This is a genomic window from Janthinobacterium sp. GW823-FHT03B06, from assembly GCF_058796955.1.
The window spans coordinates 995,879-1,014,202 of sequence record NZ_JBXAJE010000002.1 but is presented as its reverse complement, the minus strand read 5'-3'; the positions used below and the strand labels follow the sequence as shown (position 1 = coordinate 1,014,202).

Genomic DNA, 18,324 nt, shown 5'->3' with positions numbered 1-18,324 from the left:
ATCGGGCGGGCAGCGCGTATCCGATCAGTTAAACTTGCCGCTTTACTCACGCTGGCGCTGATAGAACATGAAAATTTGTCTACCCTTATTGAAAACGGCCTTGCTGGGTGCGAGCTGCCTGCTGGCGGCCCCGGTTTTTGCTGCTGCGTCTGCACCCTACCCGAACACCAGCGCCATGGGCGTGGGCCAGGCGGAAAGCACGGCCTGGTATGCGGGCTGCCTGAAGGTCAAGGATGCGGCGCCGCCACCGGCCGACCTGCCGGCGCCGTCCGCCGTGGCGTCCCTGCAGCAATGCCAGGCAACAGACCTGTATTACGATACCAAGAGTATGTCCTCGCCCAAGCCGGCCGACTGGCGTCCCGCGCGTCATTGCGCGATGGCAACGCAGAACAGCGCCGTGTTGATGATGCTGTACCAGAATGGACAGGGCGTGCAGAAAGACCCGCTGCTGGCGCTCAAGTATGCGTGCAGCATCGATGCGGCGCCGGCCGAGATGCAGGGCCGCATCGAACACTTGCAGAAGATCAATGCCAGCGGGCGCGGCATGATCGACTTGTGCGACGACATCACCAGCGGCTACATGATGGGCGTGTGCAGCGCCATCGATGCGCGCCAGAAACAAAGAGTGCGCGCGCAGGCGACAGGCAAGGTCAGCGCAAGCATGCCTGCCGTGGCGCAAGCGTCGCTGCAAAAGCTGCAGGCGGCAGCAAGCAAGTTTGCCGACGCGCGCGCGGCCAATGAAACGGACTTGAGCGGCACGGCGCGCGCCGCCCAGAGCATCGCGGCCCGCACGGCCGAGCTCGACTTGCTGGCGCAGGACTTGCGTGAGTACGAAGGGGGCAAGTTGCCGGCCAGCATGACGAAGGAGCAGGCGGCGGCACTCGACAAGGAGCTCAACGCCATCTACGGCAAGCTGATGAAAAAGCCCGCGTCCACCTATGCGGGCGCCGTGGACAAGGACGGCATCCGCGCCACCCAGCGCCTGTGGCTGGCGTACCGCGATGCCTGGATGAATTTTGGCGCCGTGCGCTATCCATCCGTCACCAGCGAGACCTGGGCCGTCCGGCTGACGTCGCGGCGCAATGCGCAATTGCAAGACTTGCTGGAGAATTGAGGCATGCGCGAAGCGTACTACCACGAAGATGACTATTGCATGATCGAACTGCTGCCGCTGGATAATTTGCAGCACTGCTTGACGCAGATGGGCGAGCAGCAGGCGTTCGCCGATGCGCACCGCAGCGGCGCCGGCTGGACGGACATGTACGTGATCAAGGCGCCACCGTCGCCACTGCGCGCGCTGGGCCTGACGGCCGAGCAGCTGCGCCTGGCGCTGGACCATGCCTTGCCGCCGTATGACGCCGTCTACACGGGCTACAGCAGTTACCGCGTGGAATGCAAGAACGTGCTGGCCTTTGGCGGCGACAAGACGGAAACCCTGTTTGCGGGCCTGGACGAGCAAGGTATCGTGTGCAACCTGTGGTGCAGCGATGGCATGCCGCAACTGTTGCTGCTGCCCTTGAAAGAGCAGTTGCTGCTGGCCGATTGGGGCGCGGGGTTTGCGTGTCCGCTGGCCGATGGGGACTTGTTCGCCCGTTATCTGCAGGAGTATGAACTGGACTGATCGAACTGAACTGATTACTCGCAGGCGATGGCGTTCGGCTGCGCCACTTTGACCACGGACGCCAGGCGCGCCATGTCGTTGCCGTCGCCTTGCTCGACGTACGGTTGATAGGTATCGATGACGATGCGCGCACGCGCTTGCCAGCCGCAATTGTCGGCCTGGCGCGCGGGCACGCGCAGCAGGCGGCGCGCCTGGGCGTCGTTGCTGAAACAAAACCACGCATCGTGCGTGGCGGCAGGGCGGGGCAAGCGCCCCCATTGCGCCTTGTCGGGCGCGAAGCAGACGCGGTTGCCGATGATTTCCAGGCTCATCTCGTCCGTACGCGCGCTGTACTGGCCGTCGAGCACGATGGGCGGCTGTGCCTGGGCGGACAGGCAGGCGGTGGCCAGGAGGAGGGCGGCGGCAAGTTTCATGCGGTTCTTTCAGGGCTGGCGAGACGAAGCGCCAGTATAACCGCCGGGCCGGAAACGAAAAAAGCCCATCCGTGAGGATAGGCTTTTCAGTACTGCGCATTCGTGGTAGGCCGTGCGGGATTCGAACCTGCGACCAACGGATTAAAAGTCCGCTGCTCTACCAGCTGAGCTAACGACCCGAAAGAGGCCGCATTATATATCAGTTGAAAAAGAATGCAAAGCATTCCTGCACGAAAATGAAGATGGCTCAATGCAGGGCGGCCGTGAGCTTCAGTACTTCGTCGATGCTGGTCGTGCCATCGATGATCTTGCGCGCGCCAGCGAGGCGCAGCGGCGTCATGCCGTCGAGGATGCTCTGGCGGCGCAAGGCGTGCAGGTCGGCGCCCGCCTTGACCTGCTGGCCGAACGTTTCCGTCACGCTCAGCAGTTCATAAATGCCGGCCCGCCCCAGGTAGCCGCTGTGCCTGCACCGGGCGCAGCCGACGGGGCGGTACATGGCGTGGGGCCGTTCCAGCTGGCCGCCCGTCAGGCGCTGCCAGGCAGCATCGTCCGGGGCGCCGCCCGGCTGTTTGCAGTCCGGGCACAGACAGCGCAGCAGGCGCTGCGCCAGCACGCCGATCAGGCACGCTTCCAGCAGATAGGCGGGCAAGCCCAGTTCCAGCAGGCGCATGACGGCCGAGGGCGCGTCGTTGGTATGCAGGGTCGACAGCACCAGATGGCCCGTCAGCGCCGCCTGGATGGCCATCTCGGCCGTGGCCAGGTCGCGGATCTCGCCGACCATGATGATGTCGGGATCTTGCCGCATCAGCGCCCGCACGCCGTCGGCAAACGACAGTTCGATGCCGGCCTGGGTTTGCACCTGCATCTGGTTGAAGGCCGGCTCGACCATTTCGATGGGGTCTTCCACCGTGCACACATTGACTTCGCTGCCGGCCAGCGCCTTCAGGGTGCTGTACAGGGTGCTGGTCTTGCCCGAGCCCGTGGGACCCGTGACCAGCACGATGCCGTGCGTGCGCGCCGTCAGCTGGCGCCAGCGTTCGGCGTCCGCGGGCGGAAAGCCCAGTTCGGCGAGACTCTTGACGGCCACTTCCGGATCGAAGATGCGCATGACGAGCTTTTCGCCGAAGGCCGTGGGCAAGGTCGACAGGCGCAGCTCGATTTCCTGCCCTTGCGCATTGCGCGTCTTGATGCGGCCATCCTGGGGGCGGCGCTTTTCCACCACATCCATGCGCCCGAGCAACTTGATGCGCGCCGTCATGGCCAGCATGACGACGGGCGGCAATTGATAGGCCTGGTGCAGGCGGCCGTCGATGCGCAGGCGCACGAGGCCCGCGTCGCGCTTCGGTTCCAGGTGGATGTCGGACGCGCGCTGGGCGAACGCATACTGCCACAGCCAGTCGACGATGCGCACCACGTGCTGGTCGTTGGCGTCGAGGCTGGTCTTGTTGCGCCCCAGTTCCACCAGCTGCTCGAAATTGTGGCGCAGCGCCAGGTCTTGCGTGGATGCTTGCCTGGCCACCTTGACGGAGGTGGCCAGGCTGAAAAATTGCGCGATGGCGTCGGCGATGTGCAGCGGGTTGGCGATGACCAGGCTCAGCTTGCGCGGCGCCAGGTTGCCCAGCTGCGCCTGCCAAGCGAGCGCGTAGGGCTGGGCCGTGGCGATGACGATGCGGTCAAGCGTGCTTTCCACTGGCAGGATGTTGAAGCGGGCCGCGTAGCCGGCCGTCATGACGTCGGCCACCTGGCTGAAATCGATGTGCAGGGGATCGATGCGCAGATACGGCAAGCTCGCGCGTTGCGCCAGCCACGCGCACAGGGTATCGAGCGTCAGTGCGCCGTGGGCGATGCTGCACAGCGGATGCAAGGCGGGCGCCGGCAGCAGGGCGGCCTGGGTGGCGATGGCGGCTGCTTGCACTGCGTCGAGCAAGCCGTCTTCCTGAAGCCAGGCCAGCAGTTGCGGCAGTTCCAGCGGCGTGTCGGGCGAGATGGGAGAGGGAGGCGGGGAAGCGGGCATGGCCGGCGTCTTTCAGGACTGCCGGCCTAGCCTGGTAATGCCGGCGCTTACAGGGTGCTGACGATGCCCTTGACCCAGGTCTTGGCGGGCAGCTTCGTCTCGGCGACGATCTGCTTGGCGCGTTCCAGCAAGGCGGCTTGCGCTTCGGCATCGAGTGCCACTTTCGTCTTGAACGCGATCGCCACTACGTTCCCATCATGGACTTCCGGCAGGCAGATCACCTGCGCAAACGCAAACTTCATCGCCTTGATGTTCTTTGCGTAGCTGGGATGGTCGCCGAACAGGTTGACCGTCATGATGCCGTGCGGCGCCAGGCAAGCGCAGCAGGCGGCATAGAAATCGGCGCTGTCGAGCACGGGACCGCGTGCCGTGGCGTCGTACAGGTCCACTTGCAGGGCGTCCAGGGTGCCGTGGTTGGCTTCATCGTTGACGTAGTCGAGCGCATCCATCTCGCGCACGTGCAGGCGCTCGTCGTTGGGCGGCAGCTTGAACATCGAGGCGCAGATGGCGATGACGGAAGGATTGAGTTCGATGGCCTCGACTTGCGCCTGCGGGAACTGGCGGTAGCAGAACTTGGTCAGCGCGGCCGTGCCCAGGCCCAGCTGGGCGATGCGCTGCGGCTGCTCGATCCACAGCATCCACGCCATCATCTGCTGCGCATATTCGAGCTCCGGCCAGTCCGGCTTGCGGATGCGCATGGCGCCCTGCACCCATTCCGTGCCGAAATGCAGATAACGCACGCCATCCATTTCCGACAGCGTGACAGGGGCGTAGCGGGGCTTGCGCGCAGGGCGCGAGGATTCGACTTGTTCGATGGATTTTCGTTTGATAAGCATAGGGCGGCCTGAAAGTGTGCCGCATTATAGCCCGTGCCGGGGCGCCATAAAAAATGCCAGCCGCTGGGGCTGGCATGGTAGGGGCCGGTTGTTACGCTTACTGCTGAGCTGGCTCGATCGAGACGCGCAGACGGATGCGCTCGCCCGGATCGTAGGACATGATGCTCGTGTAGTTGCGGCCGCGGTAGTCGTAGGTGACCTGGTAGCCATTGTTGCGCGATTCCCAGTGGTCGACTTGGCGGCATTGCTTGACGGCTTGTTCCTGCATGCCGCCCTGGTAATTGTTCTGGTTGTCGACGCGGTCGCCCACGACGGCGCCGGCGATCGCGCCCGCCGCTGCTGCTGCCGTGCGGCCATTGCCGCCACCGACCTGGCTACCGAGCAGGGCGCCGGCGATACCGCCGACGATGGAGCCGCCAGCGCTGCGCTGTTGCGGCGGTGCCTGGACTTGCACGTATTCCGTACGGCATTCCTGGCGTGGACGGTTGATCTGTTCCACTTGCGGCACGACGCGTACGACCTTGCCGAAATCTTCAAAGTCGGCGGCCAGGGCGAGTGGCAATGTGCCGAGACAAACGGCTGACAACATCAATTTGGCTTGCAAGTTCATTTGTAACCTCGTTATCTAGAGAATCTTTCAGGGTATTTTTTACAACTTGGGACTATAGTAATCCCGCCAGACCGGGGCAAGTGTTTCGCATGGCAACAAAATGTAACAGCCCAAGCCCCTTGCCCCACAGTCTGTAACATGCACTTTCAATCGATACAAGATGTTGAAGTGACTTGAAACCAGCGGTTTGTAACAAATCTTGCGTTTGACATCATATTCGGGTTGATTCATGCAGGACAACACGTTACCCTAATACGCGTATGGCTTATATAAAATCGCACTGAATCGCATAAAAGTTGATACAGATCGAATCACCGCGTGCGCATTGACCCGCGTGCGGGGATGCAATAAGACGAGCAGCTAGAAAAAATCCATACATAACAGGTCGATTTGAGGGAAAAATGAGTTTGTTACTAACCGTGCCGCCCAACCTTGTCCAGTCCATCCGTGCCTTTCGCGTGACCGAATTACAAGACGAGGCGATCCGTCTCGGGCAGCACTTTTTATATGCGCATTGCAACGCTGGACAGACCAAACAACAAGTCATCGGCATTATTGCGGAAGCCTTCCTGTTTCCGAAAAACCTGGCGAAGAATTTCGATGCCCTGCGCCTGTGCCTGACGGACACCATGTTCAAGGCGGGCACGCAGACGGGCTTCCTGGTGGTGCTCGAGCAATTGCCAAATACGCAAAAATTCGACAAGGAAGCGCGCGAGATCCTGCTCGACGTGTTCCGCGACGCGGCCGACTACTGGGCCGAAAAGAAAGTCCCGTTCCGCGTCTTCTATTCGTTCGAGTAAGCACCTACTCACGCCGCGGAGGCGTCAAACCAGCCTTTCATGCCCTGATCGGGCGGCGTAATCGGGCAGCGGCGGCGGCCCGGTCGCTATGTTGCGCCGCAACAATAATAGCGGCCTTTCTTGGTTCGCATCGCCATAGCGGGTACAATGCGCGCTATGAAAAATATCGTTATCCTCATTTCCGGACGCGGCAGCAACATGGAAGCGGTCGTGCGCGCGGCGCAAGCCGAGCAATGGCCAGCCCGTATTGCCGCCGTCATCAGTAACCGGGCCGACGCCCAGGGACTGGTTTTTGCCGCGGAACATGGGATAGCGACGGCAGTTGTTGCCAACAAGGATTATGCCAGCCGCGAACAGTTCGATGCGGCGCTGCAGGCCGTGATCGACGGCTACACCCCCGACCTGGTCGTGCTGGCCGGTTTCATGCGCATCCTGACGCCGCCCTTCGTCGAACATTACGCGGGGCGCATGCTCAATATCCACCCGTCGCTGCTGCCGCTGTTCCCGGGCATGGCGACGCACCGCCAGGCGCTCGAGGCGGGCGTAACGGAACACGGCGCGACCGTGCATTTCGTGACTGCCGAGCTCGATCATGGCCCGGCCGTGGCGAGCGTAACAGTCCCCGTCTTGCCGGGCGACACAGAAGACAGCTTATCGGCGCGCGTGCTGGTACAGGAACATCTGCTTTACCCGCGCGCCATCCGCCTGTTCATTGACGATAAACTGTCGGTCGAGCATGGCCAGGTCCGCGTGGACCCTCAATAAAATATTACAGGAAGAATAACAATGAGATTGCCACCAGCGATACTTGCCAATGCTGAAGAAGTGTTGCGCGAAATTTTACGTTTCACGGCCCCGGCCGACACGACCTTGTCGCGCTATTTCCGCGACCATCCGCGCCTCGGTTCGCGCGAACGCGGCGCCATCGCCGAAGGCATTTATGCCGTGCTGCGCAATAAATCGTTCTTTACCGATTTCGCCGAAGCGGGCAGCGGCCCGACCATGCGCCGCCTGACCATCCTCGGCCTGGCCGAAGCCGTGGGCGCCGACTCCTTGGGCGGCCTGACGGAAGAAGAAGTGGAATGGCTGGAACGCATCACGCAGATCGACCGCAGCCTGATGCCGGCGAACATGCGCGCCAATATGCCGACCTGGCTGTTCGACAAGCTGATCGCCCAGTTCGGCGAAGCGGAAACCATGAAGCTGGCCGATGCGCTGAACGCGCCGGCGCCGCTGGACTTGCGCGTCAATTCGCTCAAGGCCACGCGCGAAGACGTGATGCTGGCCCTGGCCGAAGCGCCGATTCTCAGCACGCCGACGCCGTTTGCGCCGCTGGGTTTGCGCGTGATCAAGAAGCCATCGCTGCAAAACCTGCCATTGTTCCAGAGCGGGGCCATCGAAGTGCAGGATGAGGGCAGCCAGATCCTGTCGCAGATCGTCGGCGCCAAGCGCGGCGAGATGGTGGTCGATTTCTGTGCCGGCGCGGGCGGCAAGACCCTGGCGCTGGGCGCGCTGATGCGCAACACGGGCCGTCTGTACGCGTTCGACGTGTCGGAAAAGCGTCTGGCCAAGCTCAAGCCGCGCATGGCCCGCAGCGGCCTGTCGAACGTGCATCCGGTGCAGATCGCGCATGAGCGCGATGCCAAGATCAAGCGCCTGGCCGGCAAGATCGACCGCGTGCTGGTCGATGCCCCGTGCAGCGGCCTGGGCACCCTGCGCCGCAATCCGGACGTCAAATGGCGCCAGCAGCCGAACTCCATCGTCGAGCTGCAAGCCAAGCAGGCAGCGATCCTGGCCGGCGCGGCGCGCCTGGTCAAGGGCGGCGGCCGCCTGGTGTACGCCACCTGCAGCTTCCTGAACGAAGAAAACGATCAGATCGCCGAGCAATTCCTGGCGGCCAACCCCGACTTCACCCTGGTGCCGATGAGCAAGGTGCTGGCCGAACAGAAGATCGAACTGGAAATGGGCGACTACCTGAAATTGCTGCCGCACCTGCACCAGACGGACGGCTTCTTCGCCGCCGTGTTCGAGCGCAAGGTCATGCCGAAAAAAGTCTACGCCGATGAAAAGCCGGCCGACGACGTTGACGCTGAACCAGCCGAGTAAGCCTGTCACGGGCCGCCGCTGCACCCTGCAGCGGCGCCCTTCAATGCCGCCAGCCCGCCTGGCGGCATGGGATCACTCCCCATCCGTACCACCTTCGCCCCACCTTCCGGACCGCATCCGCCATGAATGAAACCCCGCTGCTCAACCTGATCACTGATTTTGTCGACGATTTCCGCCAACCGGCCATCCTGTGGCAGGCGCTGGTCATCCTTGCCTGCCTGGCGCTGAGCTGGCTGCTGGTGCGGCAGTTGCGCGTGTTCCTGCACAAGCGGGCGGAAGCGGCGACGACGCCAGCCACGCCGGAAACCCTGCAGCGCACGGATAGTTTCATCCGCATTTTGACGCCCGTGCTGGCGGCCATGCTGCTGGGCATTGCGCAACATTTCCTGGCCAAGTTCCAGTCGGTGAACCTGCTCAGCATTGCCATCCCCCTGTGCACGTCGATGGCGCTGGTGCGCTTCGGCTTTTATGTGCTGCGCCGCATTTTTGCCCGTCATGGCGACATCAGTCCCACCATGTTGTTGCTGGAAAAGATTTTCACGGTGGTGGTGTGGGCCGGCATGGCCCTGTACATCACGGGCCTGTGGCCGGAACTGCATACCTTCCTGGAAAGCATCGTCGTGCCGCTGGGACGCAACAAGGTGTCGGTGGCTGCCATCTTGCAAGCCGCTATTTCGGTCGCCGTGCTGCTGGTGCTGGCCATGTGGGCCGGCACCTCGCTCGACGAGCGCCTGATGAAAATGCAGGGCTTGCACACTTCCCTGCGCGTGGTGCTGTCGCGCATGGGGCGCGCCGTGCTGATTCTCGTTTCCGTGCTGGTCAGCCTGTCGCTGGTGGGCATCGACTTGACGGTGTTGTCCGTATTTGGCGGCGCCTTCGGCGTGGCGCTGGGCTTCGGCTTGCAAAAGATCGCCGCGAACTTTGTGTCCGGTTTCATCATCCTGCTCGACCGCAGCCTGACCATCGGCGACATGATCACGGTCGGTCAATTCACGGGCAAGGTCACGCAGATCAATACGCGCTATACTGTGTTATTGGGTGGCGATGGCGTTGAATCCATTGTGCCGAATGAGATGCTGATTTCCGGCGGCGTGCAGAACATGTCGCTGAGCAACCGCATGGTCTGGCTGTCGACGGCCGTGTCGGTGGGCTATGAAACGGATCTCGATGTGATCTTCCCCTTGCTGGAAGCGGCGACGGCCAAGGTGCCGCGTGTGTCGCAAAGCAATCCGCCCTCGGCGACGCTCGTGCGTTTCGGCGCCGACGGTCTCGACGTGCAGATCGGTTTCTGGATCGCGGATCCGGAAAACGGCACGGGCGGCGTGAAGTCGAATGTGAACCGCGCCATCTGGCGCACCTTGCAGGAACATAAGGTCACTGTACCGTTTCCGCAACGCGAATTGCGTATTGTTGGTACGCCTCCTGCCCCGCTCGCCAGCGCGGCAGACGGTGAGTCCCCGCCATCCGGCACCCAGCCTTAACCTCGCTGCCTGCCTCCGTTTTTGCCTGATAGCACCCATTAGGGCGTACAATCACGCCTAAAATTAACTCTGCCGGACCTCCAGAGTCACTGGAGCGACCGTGCGCACGCCCTGTCCACTTGGAGTAGTAGTAATGACATTGAGTTCCGTTTTACACGACGTTTTGCAGTTCATGGCCACTGGCATTACCGATCTGTCCGCATGGCAAGTTTTCCTGTACACCATGGTGGTCACGCACATCACGATCGCCAGCGTCACGATTTACCTGCACCGCCACCAGGCCCACCGCGCGCTGGAATTGCATGCGATTCCCAGCCATTTCTTCCGTTTCTGGCTGTGGCTGACGACGGGCCAGGTCACCAAGGAGTGGGCCGCCATTCACCGCAAGCACCATGCCAAGTGCGATACGGAAGAAGATCCGCACAGCCCCGTGACGCGCGGCATCAAGAAAGTGTTCTGGGAAGGCGCCGAGCTGTACCGCGCTGAATCGAAGAACATGGAAACCATGGCGAAATATGGCCACGGCACGCCGACGGACTGGATCGAGCGCAACCTGTACACCAAGTACAGCTGGCTGGGCGTGGTGTCGCTGTTCGTCATCAATTTCGTGTTGTTCGGCGTGATTGGCATTTCCGTGTGGGCCGTGCAAATGATGTGGATCCCCATCACGGCGGCCGGCATCATCAACGGCATCGGCCACTACTGGGGCTACCGCAACTACGACTGCGCCGATGCGGCCACCAACATCATTCCGTTCGGCATCCTGATCGGCGGCGAAGAGTTGCACAACAATCACCATACCTATGCCACGTCGGCCAAGCTGTCGTCGAAATGGTATGAAATCGATATCGGCTGGGCGTACATCCGCGCGCTGGAAATGCTGGGCCTGGCCAAGGTGAAAAAGCTGGCGCCGGAGCCGAAGTTCTCGCACGGCAAGCTGGAAGCGGACTTCGAGACCTTGCAATCGGTCATCGCCAACCGCTACGACGTGATGGCCAAGTATGCGAAATCGATCAAGCATGCCTGGAAGGAAGAGCTGGAACACCTGAAGCACAAGGCCGAGCTGGAAAAGCGCTTCCTGAAATCGTCGCGCAAGCTGATGCAGCGCGAGCCGGGCAAGCTGGCCGATGCACACCACGAGCAACTGTCGGAACTGTTCCAGCACAGCAAGGCGCTGGAAACCATGCACCACATGCGCGTCGAGCTGGGCGCCATCTGGGAGCGCTCGCACTTTACGCGCGAGCAATTGCTGCAGAAGCTGCAAGACTGGTGCGCGCGCGCCGAAGCGTCGGGTATCCAGTCGCTGCAGGATTTCTCCTTGCGCCTGCGCAGTTATGCATAGGTAAGCTGCCGCATATCGAGGCCCTGGTTTCCAGGGCCTTTTTTTCGTCCCGGCACAAGGGAAGGGGCTAAAAATCAGGGCGAAAAAAAACCGCTCATCGGAGCGGCTCTTTTTACAGAACACAAGATCAATTACTTGATTTTGGTTTCTTTGTACGTGACGTGCTTGCGTGCTTTAGGATCGAATTTCATGATCTCCATTTTCGCAGGCGTCGTACGCTTGTTTTTGGTAGTCGTGTAGAAGTGACCCGTACCGGCGGTCGATTCTAACTTGATTTTGTCGCGGCCTGATTTTGCCATGATAGCTCCCTTATTCTGCTAATTAGACTTTTTCGCCACGAGCGCGCATATCGACCAATACGGCGTCGATGCCGACTTTATCGATGACGCGCAGACCGGCGTTGGACAAACGCAGGGAGACCCAGCGGTTTTCAGATTCAACAAAAATACGACGATTCTGCAAGTTAGGCAAAAAACGACGTTTGGTTTTGTTGTTTGCATGGGAAACATTGTTGCCGACCATCGGCTTCTTCCCAGTGACTTGGCAAACACGTGCCATGGCGCACTCCTTAAAGATATTCCAAATTGGAAAAACGAGAGTATATCCAAAATAAGCAGATTTATCAATGACTTGCGAAAAACAATTGTGTCATGTTGTATTGAAAAAATTTAACAATTTGACGTCTGCCTATTCTTCATAGGGAAGCCGCTGGTAAACCGCGTCGTTTACTGCTAGATAACAGTCCCTCTGCTGTCACGTATGTCCTTGTTTACACATGGTTAACTGTGAATCGGCTGGCGCCGGCTTAGATCTGGCCGTGTTCCGCAAACGAATGCACTTGCCGCCCGGCCACGACGAAATGGTCGAGGATGCGCACGTCCACCAGCGACAGGGCTTGCACCAGCGCGCGCGTCAGTAATAGATCCGACTCGCTCGGTTCCGGCGTGCCGGACGGGTGGTTATGGGCCAGCATGACGCTGGCCGCGTTGTGCAGCAGCGCCTGTTTCACCACTTCGCGTGGATACACGCTGGTGTGGGTGAGGGTGCCGCGAAACATTTCCTGTGTCGTGATCAGGCGGTTCTTGACGTCCAAAAACAACACGTGAAACGCTTCATGCGCCAGGTTGCCCAGGGTCAGGCGCAAATAGTCTTTGACGGCGTGCGGCGAATTGAGGGCTTGTCCCGCCTGCAAGTCCTCGATGATGGCGCGCCGCGCCAGTTCCAGCACCGCTTGCAGCTGCGCGAACTTGGCGCTGCCCATGCCGTGCACGGCGGAAAAACTCACGAGGCTGGCGCCAAACAGGCCCCGCAGGGAGCCGAAGTGCTCGACCGTGTCGCGCGCCAGCTCGACGGCGCTCTTGCCGCGCACGCCCGTGCGAAGGAAGACGGCCAGCAATTCCGCGTCCGACAGCGATTGCGCGCCATCCTCGATCAGGCGTTCGCGCGGCCGTTCGCCGGCCGGCCAATCCTTGATGCCCATGCTGTTCTCCTGTTTGGCACCGGCGCGCGCCCCAGTGTGGCCTTCTTTGACGAAGCCATGGGGCAGGCGCGGCCAGTGTGGCTTACAATATCGTTTTGCACCAGTTACCTGAAAACTACTATGTCCAACGAGCAACCAGCAGTCGTCACCGAAGCGGCTTACCTCACCCTGCATTATCGTCTTGCTACTGTTGACGGTACTGATATTGTCACTACCTTCAGCGGAAATCCTGCTACCTTGATGCTGGGACAGGGCCAGCTGGCGCCATTCCTTGAGCAGCGTCTGCTGGGCTTGCCTGAAGGCACGCACCAGACGTTCGAGCTGGCGGCCGGCGAAGGCTTTGGCGAGCGCAATCCCGAGCTGGTGCAGTCCGTTTCGCGCGCGACCCTGGACGAAAACTCCGTGCCGGGCGCCGACTACAAGATCGGCGACCTGGTCGACTTCGCCGCGCCGGGCGGCGGCCGCTTTGCCGGCGTGCTGCGCGAAATGCGTGAGGACTCCGCCCTGTTCGATTTCAACCATCCGCTGGCGGGCCAGCCGTTGCGTTTTGAAGTCAAGCTCATTTCGGTCCTGTAAGGAATAGCGATGGATAAAGAACTGTTACTGGCCCAGCCCCGCGGTTTCTGCGCTGGCGTCGACCGGGCGATCGAAATCGTCGAGCGCGCCTTGCAGCAATTTGGCGCACCGATCTACGTGCGTCATGAAATTGTCCACAACGCCTATGTGGTGGCCGACTTGCGCAACAAGGGCGCCATCTTCATCGATGACCTCGACGACGTGCCTGCTGGCAATACGCTCGTGTTTTCCGCGCATGGCGTGTCGAAAGCCGTACGCGCCGAGGCGGAATCGCGCGGCCTGAGCATTTTTGATGCCACTTGCCCGCTCGTCACCAAGGTGCACATGGAAGTGGGCAAGATGCGCCGCGAAGGCCGCGAGATCATCATGATCGGCCACGACGGCCATCCCGAGGTGGAAGGCACGATGGGCCAGGCCGATATGGGCATGCATCTGGTGGAAACGCTCGAAGATGTGGCGAAATTGCAGGTCGCCAATCCGGAGAGCCTGGCCTATGTTTCGCAAACAACGTTGTCAGTTGACGACACCAGCGACATTATTGCGGCCTTGAAAGCGAAATATCCGAATATCGCCGAGCCGAAAAAAGGCGACATTTGCTACGCCACCACGAACCGCCAGGAAGCCGTGAAATTCATGGCGCCGCAAGTGGAAGTGGTGATCGTTGTGGGCAGCCCGAACAGCTCGAATTCGAACCGCTTGCGCGAAGTGGCCGAGAAGATGGGCACGCCTGCCTACATGGTCGACAATGCCTCGCAGATCGACCCCGCCTGGCTGGAAGGCAAGCTGCGCGTGGGTGTCACGGCTGGCGCCTCGGCGCCCGAGGTGCTGGTGCAAGCCGTCATCGACCGCTTGAAAGAGTGCGGCGTGAAGAGCGTGCGCCCCCTCGATGGCGTGCAGGAAGCCGTCACGTTCCCGATGCCGAAAGGCCTCGATGGCATCAAGCGCGACGTCGCCTGAGCCTGCGGGACGATTGAGTATCGATGAGGAGTCACCTCAAAACAAAATTTAATTCGGAAATGATCGTTTTATTCCAAGTTTAGTTTTTGCAAAAGATCGTTATGATTGCCTCAAGCTTGAATATGTTGTCGTTATGACTAAGCAAGGTCACGCGCGTTTTGAGTGCGTGCACCATGCTGGTGAGAACGGTCCAGGGATGGCACTGCAGGATTTCTTCCTCCGGTGCCGTTTTTTTATCAGCGACATGTTCCGGCGGAAGTTGTTCCCGAAAAATGCATATTTGATAGGGCAATCTGACCATGGATACATTCATCCAGCAAATCATCAACGGCTTGGTGTTGGGCAGCATGTATGCCTTGATCGCCCTCGGTTACACCATGGTGTATGGCGTGTTGAACCTGATCAACTTCGCCCACGGCGACGTGCTCATGATCGGCGCCATGGTGGGCTTGACCATTCTCAAGCTGCTGGGCATTTATGTGCCGGACTGGCCCGGCTATTTGAAACTGGCCACCGCCATCCTCGGCGCCATCCCCATTTGTATTCTGGTCAACATCTTCATCGAGCGGGTCGCCTACCGCCGCCTGCGCAACGCCCCCCGCCTCGCTCCCCTGATTACCGCCATCGGCGTCTCCATCCTGCTGCAAACCTTCGCCATGATGATCTGGACGCGCAATCCGCTGCCATTTCCCCAGTTGCTGTCGACCGACCCGCTGCACATCGGTGGCGCTGTTATTTCCCAAACGCAAGTATTGCTGCTGGCCCTGGCCGCCATTTCCATGGGATCCCTGGTCTTACTTATTGAGAAAACCAAGATGGGCCGCGCCATGCGGGCCACGGCGGAGAATCCTCGCGTGGCGGGCCTCATGGGTGTCGATTCCGACAAGGTCATCGTCGCCACGTTCGCCATTGGCGCCGCGCTGGCCGCCGTGGCGGGCGTGATGTGGGGCGCCAACTATGCCTCGGTAAAGTTTTCGATGGGAGCGCTTCCCGGGCTGAAGGCATTTTGCGCGGCCGTGCTGGGCGGCATCGGCAATATCTATGGCGCCATGCTGGGCGGCATCCTGCTGGGCCTCATCGAGAGCCTTGGTGCCGGGTATATCGCCTATCTCACCGCTGGTTTCCTCGGTAGCAATTACCAGGATATCTTTGCCTTCATCGTGCTGATCATCGTGCTGACCCTGCGCCCGTCCGGCATCATGGGCGAACGCGTGGCCGACCGCGCCTGACGTCATCCATAAAAACAAGGAGTTGACCATCATGGCACTACTCGATTTTGACGCTAAGAAAAATCCGACCAAAGCCTACGCCGGCATGCTGGGCCTGGCCGCGCTGCTGATGGTGTTCCCGTTTTTTGCCGCCCAGTTCGGCAATTCGTGGGTGCGCATCGTCGACATGGCCTTGCTGTACATCATGCTGGCCCTGGGCTTGAACATCGTCGTCGGCTTTGCCGGCCTGCTCGACCTCGGCTACATCGCCTTCTACGCCGTGGGCGCCTACCTGACGGCCTTGCTGGCGTCGCCCCAGTTCGCCATCCTGCTCGAATCGGTGGTAAATCAGTATCCCGTGCTGGGTGAAACCCTGGTGCAACTGATGGGGCCGGAAATCCGCGAAAACGGCGTCCACCTGTCGATCTGGATCATCGTGCCCCTGGCCGCTGCCGTGGCCGGTCTGTTCGGCGCCCTGCTGGGCGCGCCAACGCTCAAGTTGCGCGGCGACTATCTGGCTATCGTGACCCTGGGCTTTGGCGAGATCATCCGTATTTTCATGGGCAACTTGAATGAGCCCATCAATTTCACGAATGGCGTGCAAGGCATCAACATGGTTGACCCCATCCGCATCTTCGGCGTCAACCTGGCGGGCGAGGCGGGCACCAACAGCACCGTGACGGTGGCCGGTTTTTCCATGCCGTCCGTGAACGCCTATTACTTTTTGTTTCTCTTCCTGTGCATCGCTGTCGTGTTCGTCACCAAGCGCCTCCAGCATTCGCGCCTGGGCCGCGCCTGGGTGGCCATCCGCGAAGACGAGATCGCCGCCAAGGCCATGGGCATCAATACGCGCAACGTCAAATTGCTGGCCTTTTCCATGGGCGCCTCGTTCGGCGGCGTGGCGGGCGCCATGTTCGCCTCGTTCCAGGGCTTTGTCGCGCCGGAATCGTTCTCCTTGACGGAATCGATCGCCGTGCTGGCCATGGTCGTGCTGGGCGGCATCGGCCATATCCCTGGCGTGATCCTCGGCGGCGTGATCCTTGCTTCGATACCCGAAGTGTTGCGCCATGTCGTCGAGCCGGCGCAGAAGGCGCTGTTTGGCGAGATCATCATCGACGCTGAAGTCTTGCGCCAGTTGCTGTACGGTCTGGCCATGGTACTTATTATGCTTATACGTCCCGCCGGCTTGTGGCCATCGCCGAAGCACGAAGACCGGCCCGACCACGATGTCGACCAGCCCAACAAATCCACCGGCGTCGTGTCCGCGTAAGGGAGGGATAGCATGAGCGAACAGATCATTCTCAATATCGCTGGCGTAAATAAACGTTTCGGCGGCTTGCAGGCGCTCACCGATGTGGGCATTACCATCCGACAAGGGCAGATCTATGGCTTGATCGGCCCGAACGGTGCCGGCAAGACGACCTTCTTCAACGTGATCACGGGCCTGTACCAGCCCGACACGGGCACTTTCGAGCTGGCCGGCAAGCCGTATTCGCCGTCCGCGCCGCACAAGGTGGCCAAGGCGGGCATCGCGCGCACGTTTCAGAACATCCGCCTGTTTGGCGACATGACGGCGCTGGAAAACGTCATGGTGGGGCGCCACGTGCGCTCGCACCAGGGCGTGTTCGGCGCCATCTTCCGCCACAAGGCGGCGCGCGAGGAAGAAGCATCGATCCGCAAGCGGGCGATGGAGCTGCTCGATTTCGTCGGCATCGCCCAGTTCGCCAGCCGCACGGCGCGCTTCTTGTCGTACGGCGACCAACGGCGCCTGGAAATCGCCCGCGCGCTGGCCACCGACCCGCAACTGCTGGCACTCGACGAGCCGGCGGCCGGCATGAATGCCACGGAGAAGCTGGCCCTGCGCGAGTTGCTGGTGAAAATCAAGGCTGAAGGAAAGACCGTGCTGTTGATCGAGCACGACGTGAAACTGATGATGGGACTGTGCGACCGCATCACGGTGCTCGAGTATGGCAAGCGCATCGCGGAAGGCTTGCCGGCCGAAATACAACAAAACCCGGCCGTCATTGAGGCTTATCTGGGGGGATCGCACGCATGAGCAATATATTGAAGGTGGCGGGCCTGCACGTGGCTTACGGCGGCATCAAGGCCGTGAAAGGCATCGACCTGGAAGTCAACCAGGGCGAGCTGATCGCCCTGATCGGTGCGAACGGCGCCGGCAAGACGACGACCTTGAAAGCCATCACGGGCACCTTGCCTGCATGCAAAGTCGAAGGCACGATCAGTTACCTGGGCGAATCGCTCAAGGGCACGAAATCGTTTCACCTGGTGGAGCGGAAGCTGGCCATGGTGCCGGAAGGGCGGGGCGTGTTTACGCGCATGTCGATCCGCGAAAACCTCATGATGGGCGCCTACACGCGCACGGACAAGGCTGGTGTCGAGGATGACATTGCCAAGTGGTTCGACGTGTTTCCACGCCTCAAGGAGCGGGCGGCGCAGATGGCGGGCACCCTGTCGGGCGGCGAGCAGCAGATGCTGGCCATGGCGCGCGCCCTGATGAGCCATCCGAAGCTGCTGCTGCTCGACGAGCCGTCGATGGGCTTGTCGCCCATCATGGTCGAGAAAATCTTCGAGGTGATCCGCAAGGTGTCGTCCGAAGGCATCACGATCTTGCTGGTCGAACAGAATGCCCGTTTGGCCCTGCAGGCGGCGCACCGCGGCTATGTGATGGATTCCGGCCTGGTCACCATGGGCGGCAATGCGGCGGCCATGCTCGACGATCCGCGCGTGAAGGCGGCGTATCTGGGAGAGTAAGGGCGGGAAAGTAAAAGCGCATAAAAAATGCCCCAGCAGGGCTGGGGCATAATGGCATCCGTCAGGGAAGTGCGGGATGGATGCCTGGAGGAGCTGGTACTAAAGTAA

The 18,324-nt window shown here is 60.9% G+C and carries 20 protein-coding genes and 1 tRNA gene; 13 read left to right on the top strand and 8 right to left on the bottom strand.

The genetic code is table 11. The annotated features are described in order from the left end of the window. Positions 1 to 67 precede the first annotated feature (67 nt). Together AC1RBA_RS10605 and AC1RBA_RS10600 are read left to right on the top strand one after the other, a co-directional pair. Positions 68 to 1,114, top strand: coding sequence for a lysozyme inhibitor LprI family protein (locus AC1RBA_RS10605; protein WP_492418031.1), 1,047 nt, complete (start codon positions 68 to 70; stop codon positions 1,112 to 1,114). 3 nt (positions 1,115 to 1,117) lie between these two features. Continuing rightward, positions 1,118 to 1,621: a hypothetical protein gene (locus AC1RBA_RS10600; protein WP_492418030.1), complete on the top strand. Its 504-nt coding sequence runs from the start codon at positions 1,118 to 1,120 to the stop codon at positions 1,619 to 1,621. 14 nt (positions 1,622 to 1,635) lie between these two features. Here AC1RBA_RS10600 and AC1RBA_RS10595 read toward each other — a convergent pair whose 3' ends face one another. The 5 genes from AC1RBA_RS10595 to AC1RBA_RS10575 form a co-directional block, all read right to left on the bottom strand. Next, the gene (locus AC1RBA_RS10595) at positions 1,636 to 2,034 is read right to left on the bottom strand and encodes a hypothetical protein (RefSeq protein WP_492418028.1); all 399 of its coding nucleotides are present in this window, start codon (positions 2,032 to 2,034) and stop codon (positions 1,636 to 1,638) included. A 103-nt stretch (positions 2,035 to 2,137) separates the two neighbouring features. Next, positions 2,138 to 2,213 (bottom strand) — tRNA-Lys (locus AC1RBA_RS10590). Positions 2,214 to 2,281: 68 nt separating this feature from the next. After that, on the bottom strand, positions 2,282 to 4,048 hold the full coding sequence (locus AC1RBA_RS10585; protein WP_492418026.1) for a GspE/PulE family protein: 1,767 nt from the start codon (positions 4,046 to 4,048) through the stop codon (positions 2,282 to 2,284). A 47-nt stretch (positions 4,049 to 4,095) separates the two neighbouring features. Continuing rightward, on the bottom strand, positions 4,096 to 4,884 hold the full coding sequence (locus tag AC1RBA_RS10580; protein ID WP_121670294.1) for a class I SAM-dependent methyltransferase: 789 nt from the start codon (positions 4,882 to 4,884) through the stop codon (positions 4,096 to 4,098). 97 nt (positions 4,885 to 4,981) lie between these two features. Next, entirely contained in the window at positions 4,982 to 5,494 is a 513-nt protein-coding gene (locus AC1RBA_RS10575; protein ID WP_492418024.1) for a glycine zipper 2TM domain-containing protein, read from the bottom strand. Positions 5,495 to 5,895: 401 nt separating this feature from the next. On the opposite strand from AC1RBA_RS10575, the gene AC1RBA_RS10570 reads away from it, so the two are divergent. From AC1RBA_RS10570 to AC1RBA_RS10550, 5 genes are all read left to right on the top strand, one after another. Beyond that, entirely contained in the window at positions 5,896 to 6,294 is a 399-nt protein-coding gene (locus AC1RBA_RS10570; RefSeq protein WP_034747450.1) for a barstar family protein, read from the top strand. Between the two features lie 156 nt (positions 6,295 to 6,450). After that, positions 6,451 to 7,059: a phosphoribosylglycinamide formyltransferase gene (gene purN / locus AC1RBA_RS10565; protein WP_121670293.1), complete on the top strand. Its 609-nt coding sequence runs from the start codon at positions 6,451 to 6,453 to the stop codon at positions 7,057 to 7,059. A gap of 21 nt (positions 7,060 to 7,080) precedes the next feature. Continuing rightward, positions 7,081 to 8,400 (top strand): RsmB/NOP family class I SAM-dependent RNA methyltransferase, encoded by a 1,320-nt coding sequence (locus AC1RBA_RS10560; protein WP_070224497.1) that lies wholly within the window; start codon positions 7,081 to 7,083, stop codon positions 8,398 to 8,400. Positions 8,401 to 8,522: 122 nt separating this feature from the next. Beyond that, positions 8,523 to 9,881: a mechanosensitive ion channel family protein gene (locus AC1RBA_RS10555; protein WP_492418021.1), complete on the top strand. Its 1,359-nt coding sequence runs from the start codon at positions 8,523 to 8,525 to the stop codon at positions 9,879 to 9,881. 133 nt (positions 9,882 to 10,014) lie between these two features. Further along, positions 10,015 to 11,223 carry a DesA family fatty acid desaturase gene (locus AC1RBA_RS10550; RefSeq protein WP_070224499.1) on the top strand — a complete coding sequence of 403 codons (1,209 nt, stop codon included), beginning with the start codon at positions 10,015 to 10,017 and terminating at the stop codon, positions 11,221 to 11,223. A gap of 131 nt (positions 11,224 to 11,354) precedes the next feature. On the opposite strand, the gene rpmG is transcribed toward AC1RBA_RS10550, so the two are convergent. The 3 genes from rpmG to radC form a co-directional block, all read right to left on the bottom strand. Then, on the bottom strand, positions 11,355 to 11,522 hold the full coding sequence (rpmG, locus tag AC1RBA_RS10545) for a 50S ribosomal protein L33 (RefSeq protein WP_010400929.1): 168 nt from the start codon (positions 11,520 to 11,522) through the stop codon (positions 11,355 to 11,357). Positions 11,523 to 11,544: 22 nt separating this feature from the next. Continuing rightward, on the bottom strand, positions 11,545 to 11,781 hold the full coding sequence (gene rpmB / locus AC1RBA_RS10540) for a 50S ribosomal protein L28 (RefSeq protein WP_010400928.1): 237 nt from the start codon (positions 11,779 to 11,781) through the stop codon (positions 11,545 to 11,547). Positions 11,782 to 12,028: 247 nt separating this feature from the next. Beyond that, positions 12,029 to 12,703 carry a RadC family protein gene (radC, locus tag AC1RBA_RS10535; protein WP_070301434.1) on the bottom strand — a complete coding sequence of 225 codons (675 nt, stop codon included), beginning with the start codon at positions 12,701 to 12,703 and terminating at the stop codon, positions 12,029 to 12,031. Positions 12,704 to 12,823: 120 nt separating this feature from the next. On the opposite strand from radC, the gene AC1RBA_RS10530 reads away from it, so the two are divergent. From AC1RBA_RS10530 to AC1RBA_RS10505, 6 genes are all read left to right on the top strand, one after another. Continuing rightward, on the top strand, positions 12,824 to 13,279 hold the full coding sequence (locus AC1RBA_RS10530; protein WP_070224501.1) for an FKBP-type peptidyl-prolyl cis-trans isomerase: 456 nt from the start codon (positions 12,824 to 12,826) through the stop codon (positions 13,277 to 13,279). Positions 13,280 to 13,288: 9 nt separating this feature from the next. Further along, entirely contained in the window at positions 13,289 to 14,236 is a 948-nt protein-coding gene (gene ispH, locus AC1RBA_RS10525; protein WP_070224502.1) for a 4-hydroxy-3-methylbut-2-enyl diphosphate reductase, read from the top strand. A gap of 299 nt (positions 14,237 to 14,535) precedes the next feature. Beyond that, complete coding sequence (locus AC1RBA_RS10520) at positions 14,536 to 15,465, top strand: branched-chain amino acid ABC transporter permease (RefSeq protein ID WP_070224504.1); 930 nt, start codon at positions 14,536 to 14,538, stop codon at positions 15,463 to 15,465. 31 nt (positions 15,466 to 15,496) lie between these two features. After that, positions 15,497 to 16,714, top strand: a complete 1,218-nt coding sequence (locus AC1RBA_RS10515; protein ID WP_230502517.1) for an ABC transporter permease subunit — start codon at positions 15,497 to 15,499, stop codon at positions 16,712 to 16,714. Between the two features lie 12 nt (positions 16,715 to 16,726). After that, a complete protein-coding gene (locus AC1RBA_RS10510) occupies positions 16,727 to 17,500 on the top strand; it encodes an ABC transporter ATP-binding protein (protein WP_034747484.1) in 774 nt (257 codons plus the stop codon). Next, positions 17,497 to 18,216, top strand: coding sequence for an ABC transporter ATP-binding protein (locus AC1RBA_RS10505; protein WP_070312809.1), 720 nt, complete (start codon positions 17,497 to 17,499; stop codon positions 18,214 to 18,216). The genes AC1RBA_RS10510 and AC1RBA_RS10505 overlap by 4 nt, the downstream gene beginning before the upstream one ends. Positions 18,217 to 18,324 lie beyond the last annotated feature (108 nt).

Excerpts from the sequence above, each read along its gene's own strand:
- AC1RBA_RS10575 (WP_492418024.1), bottom strand. The coding sequence starts at position 5,494 with ATGAACTTGCAAGCCAAATTGATGTTGTCAGCCGTTTGTCTCGGCACA.
- rpmB (WP_010400928.1), bottom strand. The coding sequence starts at position 11,781 with ATGGCACGTGTTTGCCAAGTCACTGGGAAGAAGCCGATGGTCGGCAAC.
- AC1RBA_RS10510 (WP_034747484.1), top strand. The coding sequence starts at position 16,727 with ATGAGCGAACAGATCATTCTCAATATCGCTGGCGTAAATAAACGTTTC.
- rpmG (WP_010400929.1), bottom strand. The coding sequence starts at position 11,522 with ATGGCAAAATCAGGCCGCGACAAAATCAAGTTAGAATCGACCGCCGGT.
- AC1RBA_RS10520 (WP_070224504.1), top strand. The coding sequence starts at position 14,536 with ATGGATACATTCATCCAGCAAATCATCAACGGCTTGGTGTTGGGCAGC.
- AC1RBA_RS10505 (WP_070312809.1), top strand. The coding sequence starts at position 17,497 with ATGAGCAATATATTGAAGGTGGCGGGCCTGCACGTGGCTTACGGCGGC.
- AC1RBA_RS10560 (WP_070224497.1), top strand. The coding sequence starts at position 7,081 with ATGAGATTGCCACCAGCGATACTTGCCAATGCTGAAGAAGTGTTGCGC.
- AC1RBA_RS10550 (WP_070224499.1), top strand. The coding sequence starts at position 10,015 with ATGACATTGAGTTCCGTTTTACACGACGTTTTGCAGTTCATGGCCACT.
- AC1RBA_RS10605 (WP_492418031.1), top strand. The coding sequence starts at position 68 with ATGAAAATTTGTCTACCCTTATTGAAAACGGCCTTGCTGGGTGCGAGC.
- AC1RBA_RS10555 (WP_492418021.1), top strand. The coding sequence starts at position 8,523 with ATGAATGAAACCCCGCTGCTCAACCTGATCACTGATTTTGTCGACGAT.
- AC1RBA_RS10530 (WP_070224501.1), top strand. The coding sequence starts at position 12,824 with ATGTCCAACGAGCAACCAGCAGTCGTCACCGAAGCGGCTTACCTCACC.
- ispH (WP_070224502.1), top strand. The coding sequence starts at position 13,289 with ATGGATAAAGAACTGTTACTGGCCCAGCCCCGCGGTTTCTGCGCTGGC.
- AC1RBA_RS10585 (WP_492418026.1), bottom strand. The coding sequence starts at position 4,048 with ATGCCCGCTTCCCCGCCTCCCTCTCCCATCTCGCCCGACACGCCGCTG.
- purN (WP_121670293.1), top strand. The coding sequence starts at position 6,451 with ATGAAAAATATCGTTATCCTCATTTCCGGACGCGGCAGCAACATGGAA.
- AC1RBA_RS10515 (WP_230502517.1), top strand. The coding sequence starts at position 15,497 with ATGGCACTACTCGATTTTGACGCTAAGAAAAATCCGACCAAAGCCTAC.
- radC (WP_070301434.1), bottom strand. The coding sequence starts at position 12,703 with ATGGGCATCAAGGATTGGCCGGCCGGCGAACGGCCGCGCGAACGCCTG.
- AC1RBA_RS10595 (WP_492418028.1), bottom strand. The coding sequence starts at position 2,034 with ATGAAACTTGCCGCCGCCCTCCTCCTGGCCACCGCCTGCCTGTCCGCC.
- AC1RBA_RS10600 (WP_492418030.1), top strand. The coding sequence starts at position 1,118 with ATGCGCGAAGCGTACTACCACGAAGATGACTATTGCATGATCGAACTG.
- AC1RBA_RS10570 (WP_034747450.1), top strand. The coding sequence starts at position 5,896 with ATGAGTTTGTTACTAACCGTGCCGCCCAACCTTGTCCAGTCCATCCGT.
- AC1RBA_RS10580 (WP_121670294.1), bottom strand. The coding sequence starts at position 4,884 with ATGCTTATCAAACGAAAATCCATCGAACAAGTCGAATCCTCGCGCCCT.